General features: G+C 45.4%; 14 protein-coding genes and 1 riboswitch. Of the genes, 7 read left to right on the forward strand and 7 right to left on the reverse strand.

The window, feature by feature from the left end:
- Positions 1–147 precede the first annotated feature (147 nt).
- Both MHI52_RS17575 and MHI52_RS17580 read right to left on the reverse strand, forming a co-directional pair.
- Positions 148–357: a hypothetical protein gene (locus MHI52_RS17575; RefSeq protein WP_339186910.1), complete on the reverse strand. Its 210-nt coding sequence runs from the start codon at positions 355–357 to the stop codon at positions 148–150.
- Positions 358–504: 147 nt separating this feature from the next.
- Complete coding sequence (locus tag MHI52_RS17580) at positions 505–1,782, reverse strand: YCF48-related protein (protein WP_405157360.1); 1,278 nt, start codon at positions 1,780–1,782, stop codon at positions 505–507.
- Positions 1,783–2,119: 337 nt separating this feature from the next.
- Between MHI52_RS17580 and MHI52_RS17585 the strand changes: the two genes are divergently transcribed.
- Positions 2,120–3,049: an L-lactate dehydrogenase gene (locus MHI52_RS17585; protein ID WP_036613729.1), complete on the forward strand. Its 930-nt coding sequence runs from the start codon at positions 2,120–2,122 to the stop codon at positions 3,047–3,049.
- A 275-nt stretch (positions 3,050–3,324) separates the two neighbouring features.
- Here MHI52_RS17585 and MHI52_RS17590 read toward each other — a convergent pair whose 3' ends face one another.
- The 5 genes from MHI52_RS17590 to MHI52_RS17610 form a co-directional block, all read right to left on the reverse strand.
- Positions 3,325–4,245 (reverse strand): tyrosine-type recombinase/integrase, encoded by a 921-nt coding sequence (locus MHI52_RS17590; protein ID WP_091029457.1) that lies wholly within the window; start codon positions 4,243–4,245, stop codon positions 3,325–3,327.
- A 275-nt stretch (positions 4,246–4,520) separates the two neighbouring features.
- Positions 4,521–5,600: a hypothetical protein gene (locus tag MHI52_RS17595; RefSeq protein WP_405157361.1), complete on the reverse strand. Its 1,080-nt coding sequence runs from the start codon at positions 5,598–5,600 to the stop codon at positions 4,521–4,523.
- Between the two features lie 259 nt (positions 5,601–5,859).
- A complete protein-coding gene (locus MHI52_RS17600) occupies positions 5,860–7,296 on the reverse strand; it encodes an amino acid permease (protein ID WP_405157362.1) in 1,437 nt (478 codons plus the stop codon).
- A gap of 520 nt (positions 7,297–7,816) precedes the next feature.
- Positions 7,817–9,187 (reverse strand): amidohydrolase family protein, encoded by a 1,371-nt coding sequence (locus MHI52_RS17605; RefSeq protein WP_405157363.1) that lies wholly within the window; start codon positions 9,185–9,187, stop codon positions 7,817–7,819.
- Positions 9,188–9,307: 120 nt separating this feature from the next.
- Positions 9,308–9,859 carry a CGNR zinc finger domain-containing protein gene (locus tag MHI52_RS17610; RefSeq protein WP_340982304.1) on the reverse strand — a complete coding sequence of 184 codons (552 nt, stop codon included), beginning with the start codon at positions 9,857–9,859 and terminating at the stop codon, positions 9,308–9,310.
- A 143-nt stretch (positions 9,860–10,002) separates the two neighbouring features.
- Between MHI52_RS17610 and MHI52_RS17615 the strand changes: the two genes are divergently transcribed.
- From MHI52_RS17615 to MHI52_RS17640, 6 genes are all read left to right on the forward strand, one after another.
- Positions 10,003–10,503 carry a DinB family protein gene (locus tag MHI52_RS17615; protein WP_076317644.1) on the forward strand — a complete coding sequence of 167 codons (501 nt, stop codon included), beginning with the start codon at positions 10,003–10,005 and terminating at the stop codon, positions 10,501–10,503.
- 84 nt (positions 10,504–10,587) lie between these two features.
- Positions 10,588–10,741, forward strand: a riboswitch (FMN riboswitch).
- Between the two features lie 144 nt (positions 10,742–10,885).
- The gene (locus MHI52_RS17620; RefSeq protein ID WP_047843351.1) at positions 10,886–11,866 is read left to right on the forward strand and encodes a DMT family transporter; all 981 of its coding nucleotides are present in this window, start codon (positions 10,886–10,888) and stop codon (positions 11,864–11,866) included.
- Between the two features lie 325 nt (positions 11,867–12,191).
- On the forward strand, positions 12,192–13,688 hold the full coding sequence (locus MHI52_RS17625) for an amidase (RefSeq protein WP_340984813.1): 1,497 nt from the start codon (positions 12,192–12,194) through the stop codon (positions 13,686–13,688).
- A 148-nt stretch (positions 13,689–13,836) separates the two neighbouring features.
- Positions 13,837–14,454, forward strand: a complete 618-nt coding sequence (locus tag MHI52_RS17630) for an urea carboxylase-associated family protein (RefSeq protein WP_340982303.1) — start codon at positions 13,837–13,839, stop codon at positions 14,452–14,454.
- A 117-nt stretch (positions 14,455–14,571) separates the two neighbouring features.
- Positions 14,572–15,198 (forward strand): LysE family translocator, encoded by a 627-nt coding sequence (locus tag MHI52_RS17635; RefSeq protein WP_017688112.1) that lies wholly within the window; start codon positions 14,572–14,574, stop codon positions 15,196–15,198.
- 82 nt (positions 15,199–15,280) lie between these two features.
- Positions 15,281–16,042 carry a YqcI/YcgG family protein gene (locus MHI52_RS17640; protein WP_036613709.1) on the forward strand — a complete coding sequence of 254 codons (762 nt, stop codon included), beginning with the start codon at positions 15,281–15,283 and terminating at the stop codon, positions 16,040–16,042.
- The last annotated feature ends 5 nt before the right edge of the window (positions 16,043–16,047 follow it).

Raw genomic sequence — 16,047 nt, forward strand, 5'->3', positions numbered from 1 at the left:
CATTTTGAGTAATTTACCTTAATTATTTCTATAATAACCCATGCTGCAATATTTGCGAAGTGAATTTAAAGCGTATACATTTCTCTCCAAATCAAAAAGAACCCTCCCGCAGGAGCGTTCTCCGTGATTGATCCGTGTATCATTAGCCTAAGCGTACATTAGATCCATAAACCCGCGAGTTACTTCTCCACCTTCAGCTGGTTCGGCCTGGTCTGCCTGTGCGTGTTCTGCCATGCAAGCCTTCACTGCATCCTCTGTGGTACAACGATTCGCATCGTCACATGTGTAGCATAATTGAAGCATATATCTGGTTAATTCATCCGCCTGCGTGAATTGAGTTTGACCGTTGGTTCTCATCTTCATCACTCCTTCTCTTGTTGAGTTAAATATATCACCTTCTAGCGAATTTATTTGTGATTTATTTCACAAACTAAGCAAAAAAAGAAAAGAAACCCTTAGGCTCCTCTCCTTTCTCCTATCTTTTCACATCGATAACACTCTACTTTAGAGTACTTTCCAATGTACACCGCCATCTACCGTTTGCAATAACAACGATCTTTTGGCATCTGTATTTTCAACCAATATCCAGCCAAGCTTGGGGGTAACCATCTGCATCTTCACAATCTCCGGATAATCTTCGAGAATTTTCTCCAGTACACTGCTTGCAGGAAGAGCACTCCACGTTTTGCCCGCATCCTTGGTGTGGTAGGTTATGCCCTTTTGCATCGCCCAACCTTCCGATGCGTTTAGAAATACTGGTGAAAGGTTACGATTCGGACCCGTTTGTTTGTTTAAAGTGAAATTGGACAGCTTCCAGCTCTTTCCTCCATCGGTGGTAAAGAATCCATTAAATGTCGTGCTCTCCCCTTGAGAACAGGACATTGACATCCAGGCTGACTGCGCTTCACGTCCAAAAAATTGTGGTGAACTAACACTGAAATTACCACACCCGTTGAATTTGTTTCGATCAAAGAAGGATGGTCCAGTATTCCAGTTCTCTCCGCCGTCTGATGTTATATACAACTTCGGTGTGCCGAACTCCAGCGCTGTTAAGAAACCATGTTTTGGATCCGAGAAAGTCATGCCCGTGGTGTATCCACGTTTGGAAATCTCTTCTGCTTCCTGTTTGCCATCTTCATCACTGGATGACATCCGATTCCAGGTAATTCCACCGTCCTCGGTGAAGTAAAGTTTCTTATCCTGTTTACCAATAGCGGTATCGACCGTGGTGAGAATCCAACCTTTTTCAGGAGATACAAATGAGATCGCAGTCACTTTATCCGTCTTGGACAGAGAAGACAGGCTCCAAGTTACGCCTCCATTATTGGTGCGAAGCACCATGGTATCTGTTCCACCCATGCCTTCACGAACAATCCAACCATGTGCACGATCTACAAAATAAATGCTTTGTCCATACTTAGGGTTAGCCGGAAACTGTACATTTTCCGAAGGTGAAATATTGGTCCAGGTCTTTCCCTGATCCTGAGTGTAGTACAGGCGCAGCGCATTCCGCGTCACCCCCCACGCCAATCCTCCGTTGTCATTGAGCAACTGAAAATCGGTCAAACGGGTCTGTATTTGGTACTTGGCCATATCTGCAGATTCTGTACTGTTCACAGGGGGAACGACAGTTAATGTCTGCCCTGTATTCCCGGCGTCCTCCTGCTGCTGCGGAGGTTCTGCTACCGGAGGTTGATCTGAGTCGGTGCATGCAGCCAATACAGCTGCTATACCTATAGACAGTAATGCTGTCTGCGCGATTTTAATCCATTGCGAACGCAAGTGGGTTCCACCTCTCTCATCCAATATACAGGCGCGCATGCCTGTCCTATGGCGTTTTATTTACGATTCATCAGAATCCACTGCTCCTATTCTACCACAAACCTTATGTAAAAGGCTCATTGGCCACTTATGGTTGGCCCGCTCCCTTTTTCCAGCTCATACTCTGGGCTATAGGTCGCACATTTATTACCATTAATTTTATCCTAAACTGTTTTTCGACGGAATAATTGGTAAAAAGACATGAAATGTGAACTATTTTATAGACAACACTCGCTTTATATTCTCTAATCCCTTAATATGGATGGGAGTATAACCCAAAAAGGAGAGGATATTAAACATGACAAATAGTGCAGCTCTGAAACCAAGTCGTGTCGTGATTGTAGGCATGGGTGCGGTGGGAACAACAACGGGATACACGCTAATGTTGAGACAGCGTTCGTCCGAGTTGGTATTTGTGGATGTGAATCATGATAAAGCAACCGGCGAAATGCTGGATATGAACCACGGTCTTCCATTTACGGGAGGCGTGAAAGTATGGGCTGGCGATTATTCCGACTGCAAAGATGCAGATATCATTATTATTACAGCGGGTGCTTCCCAGAAACCGGGCGAAACCCGGATTGATCTGCTGAAGAAAAATGCAAGCATTTTCAAAGATATTATTGAGCGTATTACAGAAGTGAATTCTCATGGTATTTTGCTGATTGCAACCAATCCTGTAGATATTTTGTCCTATACTTCATGGAAACAAAGCGGATGGCCTGCTTCCCGTGTTATCGGTTCAGGTACATTGCTCGATAGCGCACGTTTCCGTTACCTGATTGGTAAAAATAAAGGGATCGACCCGCGTAGTATTCACGCCCACATTATTGGTGAGCATGGCGATTCCGAAGTACCGGTATGGAGCCTTGCTAACGTTGCAGGAACTGATCTGGAATTGGATGAAGAAACACAACAGGATATCTTTGACCGTACCAAAAATGCGGCGTATGAGATTATTAATGCCAAAGGAGCGACTTCCTATGCAATCGCCCTTGCTCTGGACCGCATTGTAGCTGCAATTCTCGGCAACGAAGGCTCTGTTCTGAACGTGTCCACGTACCTTGAAGACTACAATGGTGTATCGGATGTTTATCTTGGCGTTCCTTGTGTCGTAGATCGCAACGGTGTGCGCGAAATTCTGCCTCTTCCGTTGAATGAAACCGAAAAAGTAGCGTTCCAGGCTTCTGCTAACAAATTAAAAGAACAGATCGCTGGATTGGAATAATCCGACCACATAAATATCATTCATACCCTGAACGATTAAACATATTAACCGTTGTGAATTAGAATATCTGTGCTAGCTAAAAGAACCATTTGTTTCTTCCAGAGAGAAGAAGCGAATGGTTCTTTAGTTTGACTTCTATTTATATGAGTATTTAGATACCAGATGTTAGTTTACATAATATTAATTATGTTTAAATCTCTACCATTCAAATCAATAACAAAAAAGCCTGTCACTTGGACAGACTCCTTTTTGGATTAATTATTGGCTTTTTTCTTCTAATATGACGGAAGTTTAACGTCCAGCAGAGCCATAGCCTCTTCTTTCTCCCTACTGGTGACGTGTGTGTACACGGTTGTCGTTTGAATCGACGCGTGACCAAGTAGCTCCTGCACGGTACGCAGATCGGCTCCACGCCGTAACATCATGGTCGCGAAGGAGTGACGCAGCTTATGACTGGAGTAGTTTTGACGTTGATTGGCTGGTGATTCCTGCTGGAAACGTTCAAAGGTTTCCGTAGATATGAGCTGGATGCTGCGAATCGACAGTCTCTTCCCTTTTTGCGAGACAAATAGTGCTTCCTCTTTTGGCCGCCAAGGATCGAGACGCTCAGCCATCGCTTGAGATAATACTTTTGCCACAGTCTCCGGTACAGGGAGTGAGCGCCATTTACGACCTTTACCAAATACATCTAATGTACGCCGCTCCGCATTATAGTCTTTGCAATCCAGAGCATGCACTTCTCCAACCCGTAATCCCATATATCCCATCAGTAGAAAAACAGCCAGATTACGTGTACGATACTTGCCTTCTACCGACTCCAGAAAACGTGTCAGCCCACTTTCATCAAGGAAAACAGGCGCACGGTTTTTCTCGGTTTTGGATTTTTTGATCCCAAACGCCGGATTATTCGTTAACAATTCGAGTTCAATGAGGGACTTGTAAAAACAGTTCACCGCCGCATGTTTGCGATTTCTCGTGGCATCACTAACCCCACGCTCCCGCGCGCGGGACAGAAAAGACAACACATGCAGCTTTTTGACCTGCTCCAGTGACTTTCCTTGAATGGAGACCAGGAATTCCACCACGTCACCGGTGTATGATTTTACCGTATGGCCTGTATATCCGGCGTCCTTCATCCATATGTGAAAAGCTTCTAGCTCGTCCGCATATTGCTCCTGAATCTCCTCGGTCATCATCTGTCTACGTCACCTCAATTCGGTTCTTTATAAATTGACTAAGATTATTTACACGGGCACTGCGATGACAGAACAACCTTCCAATCGCTGTTATCCCCAGATTTTTCTGATTCCCTTTTCTCAAGGGGAAAATCCGTGGATAAAGGCGAAGCGTATGCTTCCGAAGTAGCTTTCTTGCAGAAAACTTTTAGCTTCACTTTTTCAGGTTCTTTCTGTCCTCTCCGTTTTCGTGTAAATGATTAGTTCAATTTATATATTTATTATAAAGCAGTGCTCTACGCTTCATCCACAATGACAACATCAATCAGTGGAATGATCGTTTCGGGTTTGCCTTGACTGCGAGTAAGTACAAACGATGGCAATGGATTCTCGTGCAGACCATTCACGGATTCGCAGATCTGAGTATACAAATCCATGTGCAACGTCTCGCCTTCACCCGCCACATCAATAACAGGCCAATCATTCTGCACACAGGCAGGCCAGTAAGCCAGTTCGTTCGCCGGCACGATACTTAATTGTTGAATGGACGGATCAAGCTGGTAGATCCCTTGCCGTTCAGGTTCATCGCCCTGCTTGTCCACGGCGAGTATTCGAGCAGACTGCTCATCTGGTGCAGAATAGAGTGAATAACACCACGGAGTCACGCCCCAGGCAATCGCCATCAGCCCCTCTTCCAGCAAAGTATCCGACAAGTTTCCTTCAGCAAATTGTTCGATCAGATTATGGTTACCCGGTCCCATAAGTGCCTCTACACGTTCAGCGAGTCGAGGCAGGTCAGCGAGAATAAATCCTCCTCTGCCGTAGGAGTCAAACACATGATGGTTTCTGCTCCACACAGCTTGAGATGGTGAACTCAACAACGCTGCTTCTGCCGGGAAAAGCGATATATATACGGTGATAACTTGCGCATACTTAACCATTGCAAGTTGTTCAGGTTCGAGTGTACCTTCAGCAATACGAGGTGTTTTCATATGCAGGGAGATTCGAAGTTCGTATTCCCCCTCTGTAAATGCTGCCCAACCAAGATTAACAGACTGTTCAACGCCTTCAATAGATACAATGGAGATTGAGCTATCCGTTTTCAGGTTAACAGCATACTGCACGTATGCTAACTCCTGACCATAGATGATATTGGCATCCTGACGATTGACCGGTGAATCCAACTGTTGTGCAATGACAGATACTTTACGTCCATCCTTCAGAAGGCGCTGCGGATCAATATCTAACTGTAGGTCACCTGCACCTCCTGATTGTGAAACAACTAATTGTGCCTCTGCAAGTACGGATGAGTCAGCCAAGGCAAATCCAAAAGCTGCATTTTGATGATCTGAATTCGTATGTAATGGTGTGTTCATGATACATCCCCTCTCTTATGTCTGATGGCATGTCACATCCCCAAATATATTTCATATTTGGCTTAGCCGCAACCCCGCCCCCGTGATTAAGTTCGTCACGTCCCTAATTACTTACCCATATATGAAGAAAATTCCAACCTTCCCCTGCTGTTATCTTCCTTTATCTTTCTATATAAAAAAATCCCCATCCCGCTTCGCCTAAGCGATACGAAATGAGGAAAAATAAAGATATTCTCGGTTAAAGACGTTCTCAACTAATCTATTTATCCTTCGCTCTGAAAGCACTGGAGATCCGGCGTGCCGGATTCAGATGACTGTAATGACGTCCATACGCAAAGTAGATAATCAATCCGATGATCAACCAAGCAAAAAACGTAATCCATGTCAGCGCCGCAAGGCGTGTCATCAAGTATACACAACCCAATGCACTCAGAATCGGAATCAGTGGCACAAGTGGAACGCGGAATCCGCGTTTGAGATCCGGGTTATTTTTACGCAACACGATAATGCCCAGACTTACAACTGCAAAAGCAAACAACGTTCCGATGTTCGTTAGCTCCGCCAGATGTCCCAGCGAGATGAACCCGGAGAACAGAGCCACGATAATACCCGCAACCCATGTCCCTACCGCTGGTGTCTGACTCTTGCCACTAACCTTGGAGAAGACAGGTGACAGCAGTCCGTCACGAGACATGGAATAGAGCAAACGTGTCTGACCATACATCATGACCAGCAATACGGTCGTAATGCCGGCAATCGCTCCAAGAGATACAATCCAGGACAATCCCTTCAACTGGACAAATTCAAATGCAAACGCAACCGGATCACTTACATTCAACATGTTATAAGGCACAATCCCTGTGAGGATCAACGATACAACAATGTAGAGAACGGTACAGATCGCCAGTGACGCAATAATTCCGATCGGCAAATCCCGTTGTGGCCGCTTAACTTCTTCTGCCGCAGTGGAGACCGCATCAAATCCGATGTAGGCAAAAAATACGGTAGCTGCTCCTGCAGTTACACCGGAGATACCAAAGGGCAAGAATGGCTGCCAGTTCGTTGGCTCTACATAGAAAACACCTACACCAATGAAGATCAACACCACGATAATCTTAATCGCTACCATGATGCCGTTCGCACGAGCGGCTTCCTTCACTCCTCGGGTAAGTAGGAAAGTAATAATTAACGTAATGACAGCAGCCGTGATATCAAAATAGGTTCCCTTTTCCGGGCTGAACGCACTCGTAAGCGCATGTGGTAACTCCAATCCGAATCCGGACAATAACGTCTGGAAATATCCTGACCATCCACTGGCTACCGCCGCACTCGCGAATCCATACTCCAATATCAGATCCCATCCCAGAATCCAGGCAATCACTTCGCCAAAAGCCGTATAACTATACGTGTACGCACTACCCGATGCCGGGATGCTTGAGGCAAATTCCGAGTAACACAATGCCGCGAATGCACATATGATACCTGCCAGTAAAAATGACAGTACAAGGCCTGGGCCAGCATACGTTGCGGCAGCTACACCGGTCAGCACAAAAATTCCGGTACCAATAATAGCTCCTACGCCAAGTGTGGTTAAGTCCAACGGACCAAGCGCCCGTTTCAATGCACTGTTGTTATCGCCCTTCGAGGCAATTGGTTTTTTGCGAAATAATGAAGATCGTTGTTTGTTCTCACGCATAGTCATGTTCCTCTCGTCATGAATCTTGAATGTGCTATGGATGTAGCAGCGATTGGATGGCTTCCCATCTGTTCTATGAAAAAGTCATTTGTTCTATCTTATCGATCACCTATAAAAACCTATCGAATTCTACACGTTATCGCGTTGCTTGGTTAAATTTATTTTTAAAGATCACTTATTTTGTTCTTTTTTCGCGAAAATTATCATGATCTGTTGCACGTGGATGAATATGAAAATGGATTTAAAACAAAACTGCGTATAATTTATATTATGCGCAGTTTTTATGTGCTTAATTTTACGCGAAAAACATCTTTAGTTCCTTGTTATCTGAAGTTAAGAAAAAGAGAGCTCTTTTCGTCTTTTTCCGCTGTATCTTCCTCCCTTATCCTGTCTAATTCGACGATATGAAGGCATGTAAAAGAGCCACATATCATTATGCGGCCCTTCATTTCTTACTATAGATAGAATTGTATATAAAAATACAAACTGACTTCATTTCAGGTTTCTATGAAAAAGTAAATTATGAGAACGTAATTCTCTCCGCGTCCGACATCCGGTATTGGGTTAACAAATAATCCTTGCTCTGCATCGCCGCATGACGAATCGCATCCAAATCAACATTCAACAGCTTACCCTCTCGCTTCACGAGTCTACCTGCCACAAAGACCGTATCCACATTGGATGGATTGGCAAATTGCACAACAGCGCCGATTGGATCATGAACGGGGAACATATTCAGATCGGTGGTACGAATCATGATCAGATCCGCTTCTTTCCCTGGGGCCAACGTACCGACCTTCTGTTCTAATCCCAATGCTTGGGCACCAGCCGAAGTTGCAAATCTCAGCACTTGGCTGGACTGCAAGTTCAACTCACCAGGCATCTCACCCTGCTGCAAAAGTTGTTCATTGGCTCTGGAGCGTTCAGCTTGAAGTGCAAACTTCATCTGCGAGAACATATCTCCGCCTGTGGACGTGACCACATCTACACCAAGTGTAGGGGTTCCCCCATGTTCAAGAAAATAGCCGGTGGCCGGATATCCATGACCCATCATCATTTCAACCTCAGGTGTGACCGACAAGGAAGCGCCGCTATCTGCCAGCATTTTGTATTCATCCATGCCCATGGTGTTACCATGAACGATGTTCACCCGTGGACTTAACAGTCCCGCTTCGTACAAGTGACTGATCGAGCGATCCACAGATCCCCAACTGCCAAATCCGGCATGCATTGAACAGATCGCATCCAGTTCTTGTGCTAGCTCGATCTCTTTCACGGTTGTATCCCAATGACTGAACTCCGGACCACGAATGGCAAGCCCATAAGTAAGTAATTGATCCCGTGATGAAAAATAACGTTCTTTGACTCTTCTCACATCATTATTCGAATACGTGAGTTGACTATCCCGATTCCAGTAGTCCGTCTCACCAGGTACTCCGTGAGCAAATACCGCCCGAATGCCAGCATCCTGAAGTCCACGAATCAGTTCATCCGTATGGTCAGGGGAATATGGCATGCTCCAATCCATTACTGTCGTCACTCCTGCGTTAAGCGCTTCCAAGGAACCGAGCAGGTTGGCAATATAACTATCTTGTGGGCGGAGCTTGCTTCCCATTGCACCATAATAGAGATTTTGCAAATAAACTGGTAACGACCAGTTGGTTCCCGCTGTTTTGACAAGTGATTCCCACATATGCCGATGTGTGTCCACCAGCCCAGGCATAATAATCATCGATGAAGCATCAATGATCTCCGCATCCGGAATATCCAGGTCGGGCTGAATAGCCATGATCAGTGAATCCTGAATCAGAACGTCCGCCCTCTTATACTGTCCAATTTTAGCATCCATCGACAACACACAGCCATTTTTCAACAGATAACTTGTCCGCACAAGAAACATCTCCCATCTATTTTGGTTTGAAAGACGATCACATCCTGCTTACGAATCTGTACTGCTTCTGACTATTTTTTCGCTAGTATATATACATTATATAGTTATTGTTAGTATTTATCAATTTTGGGATTTACGTTTCGCCCGAAATCTTCTGACCTTCATCAGATTGCCACACATCTTATCATCACAGTACTTCTGTGTTCTGCTTCGGGTATCATCATAGAACATCCAGCGACAATCCGAATTATCACAGATCCGAATCCTGCCGCCTTCTCCCTCTACCAAAGTCAAAGCAAAGTCAGCAGCTACCTCAGCCATAACCTGACTCCAATGTGCTTCTACAGCTACCAGTTGGAGTTTCAGTTCCTGATCAATTGTAGTCAATGTTCTTCTCACATGCCCTGCTTCCATAACGCCGTTCAACCATTGTTTTTCTATATCCGTTAATGATGCTCCAGAAGATAAGCGGGCTCCAAGAGCTATCAATTCATTCCTGAAATTTCTCATCGACAACTCCTCTTCTGGAGATGCAGGGACAGAAGCGTTAAGTTGCCATCGTTCCAGAAAATCTTGCTGCCAGCTCGCCTTCCCGAGCCTGTCCTCCGATCGATCTCCCCCACGCCAGTCATGATAATCGCTGTTTACAAAATCGGTCCATAACCTGTCCATATATACCTCCGTTCATCGTAACTATCTAATTAAATAAAGAAGGTTACAACTCATCTTTGATGTGTTATATTAAGTGTAACCTTATTAATCAGTTTTAGCTAGTTACATCACCTATCACAATTATACGCAAGGAGGAAAAGGCAATGACGAACACAACAGCACTAGATGTGTTACTTATTCAAAAGGATGATACTTGGGATCAATGTAATTGGATTGTACCTTTGTCGAAATCCTTGGAGGGTCTTACAGCAGAACAAGCAGCCTGGATTCCACCTTCAGGGGGATTAAGCATCTGGCAGTTGGTTAACCATATGTATTATTACAACCATCGCTTATTATGTCGCATGCAAGGTAAGGAGCCTACCCTTCCTGCTGTAGACTCCAATGAATACACATTTGGGAATCCTGGAGATGCAACGGACGCAGCCGGATGGAATACACTGCTGCAGGGTACAACTCGATTAGCCCAGCAGTTGCGAGATCAATTGGCTGCACTACAAGAGTCTGATCTTGAAGCCGCATATATGGACTCCGAAGAGAAATGGGCACACGAACTAGCTCGCTGGGTACTCCATGATGCGTATCACGCAGGTCAGATCGTGCTCCTTCGCAGACAGCAAGGAAGCTGGAAAATCGTTTTCTAAAAAAAATGCTTGAACTGCTAGCGCTTACAGGAATAAGATGAACTTATTAATGTTACAGCTTGTTCAACACACTATATAATTGAATAGGATCTTCGGGGTAGGGTGCAATTCCCAACCGGCGGTGATGTTCTTCGGAACCAGCCCGCGACTCGCTAATTGTTCTTAACGAAGGACATCTAGCGACTGACTTGGTGTGAATCCAAGGCCGACGGTACAGTCCGGATGAGAGAAGATCAACACATTGACATGCCGTTCACGGGAAGGCCTCTTTCCTGACGCATGTCCTTGGATGAGCCCCCGTTTATTTGGTATATACCAAAACGGGGGCTTTTGTCGATTTTGCCAACTGAAGATTCCGTGTTCTGACGAAGGAGTCCTGAATATGGAAAAGACATCAGCAGCATCACCTGTTTACCGCAAGGAACGAAGTAATACCGGATTCTGGCTTGTAGTTCTCGGCGCCGCCTTATGGGGTGTCGACCCACTCTTCCGAATTATTTTGCTAAACACGATGACATCCACGCAGATTGTACTGGTGGAACATATCATCGTCAGCCTTATTGCCATTCCCGTACTGTGGAAATTTCGGGCTGATCTGAAAAACCTGCGTGCTCGCCACTGGATTGCCGTGATTTTTATCTCATGGGGAGGATCAGCACTCGCAACGGTATTGTTCACCATGGCGCTTACACATAACGATCCGAATACGGTGCTTTTATTGCAAAAAATGCAACCACTCTTCGCTATCGTGCTGGCTAAACTGTTACTAAAAGAAACGTTACCACGTCGCTTCGGTGGATTGTTCTTCATTGCATTAGCAGGAACGTACCTACTTACATTTGGCTTCACATTGCCATTAGGTAACTGGGACAACTGGATTCATGCTGGAAGCTTGTTATCCCTTGGGGCCGCTGCCTTATGGGGAGGTTCAACCGTTATGGGACGATTGATGCTGGGACAGGCGCGTTATGAAACGGTCACCTCCCTGCGCTTTGTCGTTGCTCTTCCCCTCCTGATCTTTATGACGTGGAATGAAGGTGCAGCATGGACATTCCCGTCCGGAACGGGTGAACAGACCGCTGTCATCCTCAACATTCTCGGTCAGGCATTGTTGCCAGGTTTGCTAAGTCTTCTGTTGTATTACAAAGGTCTGTCGTCAACCAAAGCCTCTGTTGCAACACTCGCAGAACTTAGCTTCCCGATGGCGGGTGTGTTGGTGAACTGGATTGCTTTCCGTACACTGATTACATGGGAGCAGCTGCTTGGTTTTATTCTGATCTGGGTGGCCCTCTTCGCCATTTCCAGACAGCAGGAAAGATCATCAACTGCGGCCGATGCTGCACCAAAGCTGCGTACAGAATAAGTAGATATATCTGAGGTTCACATATAAACAAATAGTCAAATATAAAATAAAACCATTGCACATCAAATTAGATGAGCATTGGTTTTTTTATTGCCATTACTCGATATTACTCGTTCATTTTTTCAATTAGCAATATGAGCTATTAACCCTGTGCTTTATTTCTATATCGCATATGCAAATACTCCCCCTCTTTTCCCTCCAACCTCATAACGAGTATGTATATCATCGCACTACGATTCTTCTATGTTTTGTCTTTTGTCTAATCCGGTGGTACGATGACATATGGAATAAACAGATGAATTATATTCAGAGAGGAACGATCATGATGTCTTCATTCTCATATACCTCCTACGACGCCGTAGGTTTGGCTGAACTGATCCGATCCCGGGAAGTATCCCCGGTTGAAATGCTTGAAGCGGCGTTTGCACGCCTTGAAGAAGTGAATCCGCAACTTAATGCGGTTATTCGTACATATGAAAATCGCGCACGTGAGGAAGCCGGTTTGGTTCGCCCTGGAGAACAACCTTTTGCCGGTGTGCCCCTGCTCCTGAAAGATATCTCGCAATCCTTGGAAGGTGAATTTCTGACTTCAGGCTCCCGTTTGTTCAGCGAGCATCGGGCATTACGCAATTCCAATTTTGTCACTCGACTCCGTGATGCAGGCTTTATCTTCATAGGACATACCAATACGCCTGAATTTGGTTTGAAAAATATTACCGAGCCCCGTCTTCATGGTCCCACTCGCAATCCATGGAATATCAACCACTCCCCAGGTGGTTCAAGTGGTGGTGCCGCTGCCGCTGTAGCTTCGGGTATTGTTCCCCTTGCCGGAGCCAGTGACGGAGGAGGTTCGATTCGTATCCCGGCTTCCTTTAGCGGATTGTTTGGATTGAAGCCAACCCGCGGGCGCACACCTGTAGGACCGGGAGTTGGTCGTCAATGGCAAGGCGCATCGATTGATTTTGCCCTCTCTCGCTCGGTTCGGGACAGTGCTGCATTGCTTGATACGTTACAAGTCATTCAGCCCGAAGCTGCGTTCCATGCTCCACTCTTTCCAGGCAGTTACTTGGCTGATATGAGCTATCCACATCAACGCAAACTGAAAATTGCATACACAACGGATTCACCCGTGGGAACACCTGTCAGCGCAGAAGCCAAAGAGTCTGTATACAAGCTCGTTCGCTGGTTGGAAGATCAAGGTCATCATGTTGAAGAAAAACTGAGTCCAGTCAATGGAGTCAGGCTGATGGAGAACTATTACATGATGAACAGTGGTGAGATGGCCGCGATGATCTCTTCCATGGAACGCTCCATGGGCCGGGCTCTGACCTCCGATGATATGGAGATTGAATCCTGGGTTCTGGCTGAAGCAGGCAAAAAGGTGTCCGCTGCGGAATTTGTACATAGCTTAGCTGAATGGGATGTAGCTGCAGCTCAGATGTCCACTTTGTTCGAGCGTTATGACTTCTACGTCACACCTGTTAATGCTTTTCCTGCGCCTAAGATTGGTGAATTAACGCCTCATGACGAACAGATTCGTAACCTAATGCGGATTAGTGAATTGGACAAGACCCAGCAGCAGCAACTCATCTATGAAATGTTTGAGCCAAGTCTTACGTATACACCGTTCACCCAGCTTGCGAATCTGACAGGTCAGCCTGCGATAAGTGTACCTCTGCATATGACACCTGAAGGGTTGCCAATGGGCGTTCAAGTGATGGCAACCAAGGGACGCGAAGATTGGTTATTACATCTGGCTGGACAGCTTGAACAATCAGACCTCTGGATCGGGATGAGAGGTAATCCACTGTTTCCAGCATAAACGCAAAATTTCACACGTTTCTGATGAGTAATCTTTCGTGCACCCTATTCTTATTCTTTATATTCACATGCCTACATTACTTGCTATAGTGCATGAAAGCAATGTCATCTCCGCATACTGAAGTAAAAAGACCTCGGAGGAGATAGGGATGAATTCAACGGAATCTCATAAGCAATCTATTCACATTCCTGCCAAGACAGGCTACGCTCTTAAAGTGAAAAAAGGCTCACTGATCCGTATAACTGATCTGGAGGGGCAGCAAGTGGTTGATTTTGTCGCTTATGATGCCCAGAATATTAATAATCGGCTTGATCCCGGGGTAACCCTCGATGTTCTGCGCAATTACAGGATTAAACCGGGACAATGTCTGTATTCCAACCGTTATAAACCTCTCATTTCCATTGTCAGTGAAACTGTAGGTATTCATGATTTTTTCAATTCGGCCTGTCGTCCGGAAATGTATGAGGTCTTATATGATAAAAAGGACCATCCCAGTTGTTATGATAATCTGAACACGGCCCTTGAACCTTTCGGTATATCTCCGCCGGATCAGCATTATCCTTTCAATCTATTTATGAATTCCGTAGTAGATGGTGAAGGCAAAATTGATGTTATTGCTCCCGAATCATGTGCAGGTGATTATGTTGAAATGGAAGCTTTGATGGATCTGATCATCGGTTTATCGGCTTGTCCGTGCGAGGAAAGTTCTTGCAATGGCTATCATTGTACACCTGTTCAACTCGATGTGGAGTCGCCTGCCGTTTAAAGTGCTATATCCTCACAGTGTGTTCTAATTCACTCCTTGCGGGAATACGATGACTTGTACCCATTTTCTGTGACAACTGGTATAATTCATCGAACCCGTTAAGGAGTGAACGTGTTTATGTCTGTACTGTTCAGTTATATCATTCTGGGAATATCATTGTCCGCTCCAATCGGTCCGATTAACGCCGCCCAACTCGACCGTGGAGCCCGCCACGGATTCATGCATGCCTGGATTCTAGGACTCGGAGCTATGTTTGCAGATTTGGTGTATATGCTGCTGATTTATTTTGGAGTTGCCCATTTTCTGGACACGCCGTTCATGCGCTCTTTTCTCTGGTCATTTGGCAGTTTTATTCTGATTTACACGGGAGTGGAAACGCTCTCGAAGCTAAAGCAAGGCATTCAGGGTACATCTACTGCGGAAGCAACTGTTCGAAAATCATTTATATCCGGATTTTTGATGGCCCTGTCCAATCCACTGAATATTTTATTTTGGCTTGGGATCTATGGCTCTATTCTCGCGACAACTGTGAAACATACGGATACCGCTCATTTGCTGCTCTACAGTTCAGGCATATTCATTGGTATTCTGGTGTGGGATGTCATTATGGCTGGCATGGCCAGTCGATTCCACAAACATAGCAGTGAGAATGTATTGCGCTGGATCTCTATCATTTCGGGAATCTGCCTGATCGGATTTGGTTTGTATTTTGGGTACGAAGCTGTACGTTCCATATTTTTCTGACAACAAAATCAGGCTGGACAGTCACCCAACTTCCCCCACATTAATACTGTAACGGTATCATGTGGAATGGAGTTGGGAATCAATGGCGGAGCTGTATAGTGCCGACGAAATAAACACCTTGTTTGAGCGTCTTCCATCTTGGCAGCAGGACGCTTATTCGCAATTTGGTAAAATGATCGCCGACGAAGATAATACGTATCCATGTGTACCTGGACGAATGGGATTTCTGTCAGGACATTTGAGGTACGGATTTACGTGTGACCCCCGATCTGAACATGCTGCCGAAGATATGGCCGATCTGCTTAGACAATATGGTCCTGTCTCCAGAGACACCGGTCATTACGCTTCGATGGTCGTGATCTGTGAGACACCAAGTGATCTGAAAGATCATACAACGGTAGAGCAATATCAGACGTTATTCTGGCAAATGCTTAATCGGGTAAGTTCACACGATACCGAGCCGTGGCCGGAACATATTTCAACCGATCCTCATGATTCATCATGGGAGTTTTGCTTTGGCGGAGAGCCTTACTTTTGTTTCTGTGCAACTCCTGCACATGAACTCCGAGCCAGCCGGCATTTTCCTTATCTCATGTTTGCTTTTCAACCACGGTGGGTATTCGAATCCATTAATGACAACACCCCTCTTGGCCGTAAAATGAAAACCTTAATTCGCAAACGTCTCGCTGCATATGATGCTGTACCTGCTCACCCTTCGCTGATGTGGTATGGTCAGCAGGATAATTTGGAATGGAAACAGTATTTCCTGCCTGATGATGAGCAGACACCTTCCAAATGTCCATTCATGCGGATGAAGCAAGCCTTAGGCAAGTTGACGAAATAATCTTA

The organism is Paenibacillus sp. FSL H8-0283, assembly GCF_045040675.1.
GTDB lineage: Bacteria > Bacillota > Bacilli > Paenibacillales > Paenibacillaceae > Paenibacillus > Paenibacillus amylolyticus.

Coding starts and splice junctions, on each gene's coding strand:
- MHI52_RS17610 (WP_340982304.1), bottom strand. CDS start 9,859: ATGGACAGGTTATGGACCGATTTTGTAAACAGCGATTATCATGACTGG.
- MHI52_RS17625 (WP_340984813.1), top strand. CDS start 12,192: ATGTCTTCATTCTCATATACCTCCTACGACGCCGTAGGTTTGGCTGAA.
- MHI52_RS17595 (WP_405157361.1), bottom strand. CDS start 5,600: ATGAACACACCATTACATACGAATTCAGATCATCAAAATGCAGCTTTT.
- MHI52_RS17640 (WP_036613709.1), top strand. CDS start 15,281: ATGGCGGAGCTGTATAGTGCCGACGAAATAAACACCTTGTTTGAGCGT.
- MHI52_RS17635 (WP_017688112.1), top strand. CDS start 14,572: ATGTCTGTACTGTTCAGTTATATCATTCTGGGAATATCATTGTCCGCT.
- MHI52_RS17620 (WP_047843351.1), top strand. CDS start 10,886: ATGGAAAAGACATCAGCAGCATCACCTGTTTACCGCAAGGAACGAAGT.
- MHI52_RS17575 (WP_339186910.1), bottom strand. CDS start 357: ATGAGAACCAACGGTCAAACTCAATTCACGCAGGCGGATGAATTAACC.
- MHI52_RS17585 (WP_036613729.1), top strand. CDS start 2,120: ATGACAAATAGTGCAGCTCTGAAACCAAGTCGTGTCGTGATTGTAGGC.
- MHI52_RS17630 (WP_340982303.1), top strand. CDS start 13,837: ATGAATTCAACGGAATCTCATAAGCAATCTATTCACATTCCTGCCAAG.
- MHI52_RS17590 (WP_091029457.1), bottom strand. CDS start 4,245: ATGATGACCGAGGAGATTCAGGAGCAATATGCGGACGAGCTAGAAGCT.
- MHI52_RS17600 (WP_405157362.1), bottom strand. CDS start 7,296: ATGCGTGAGAACAAACAACGATCTTCATTATTTCGCAAAAAACCAATT.
- MHI52_RS17615 (WP_076317644.1), top strand. CDS start 10,003: ATGACGAACACAACAGCACTAGATGTGTTACTTATTCAAAAGGATGAT.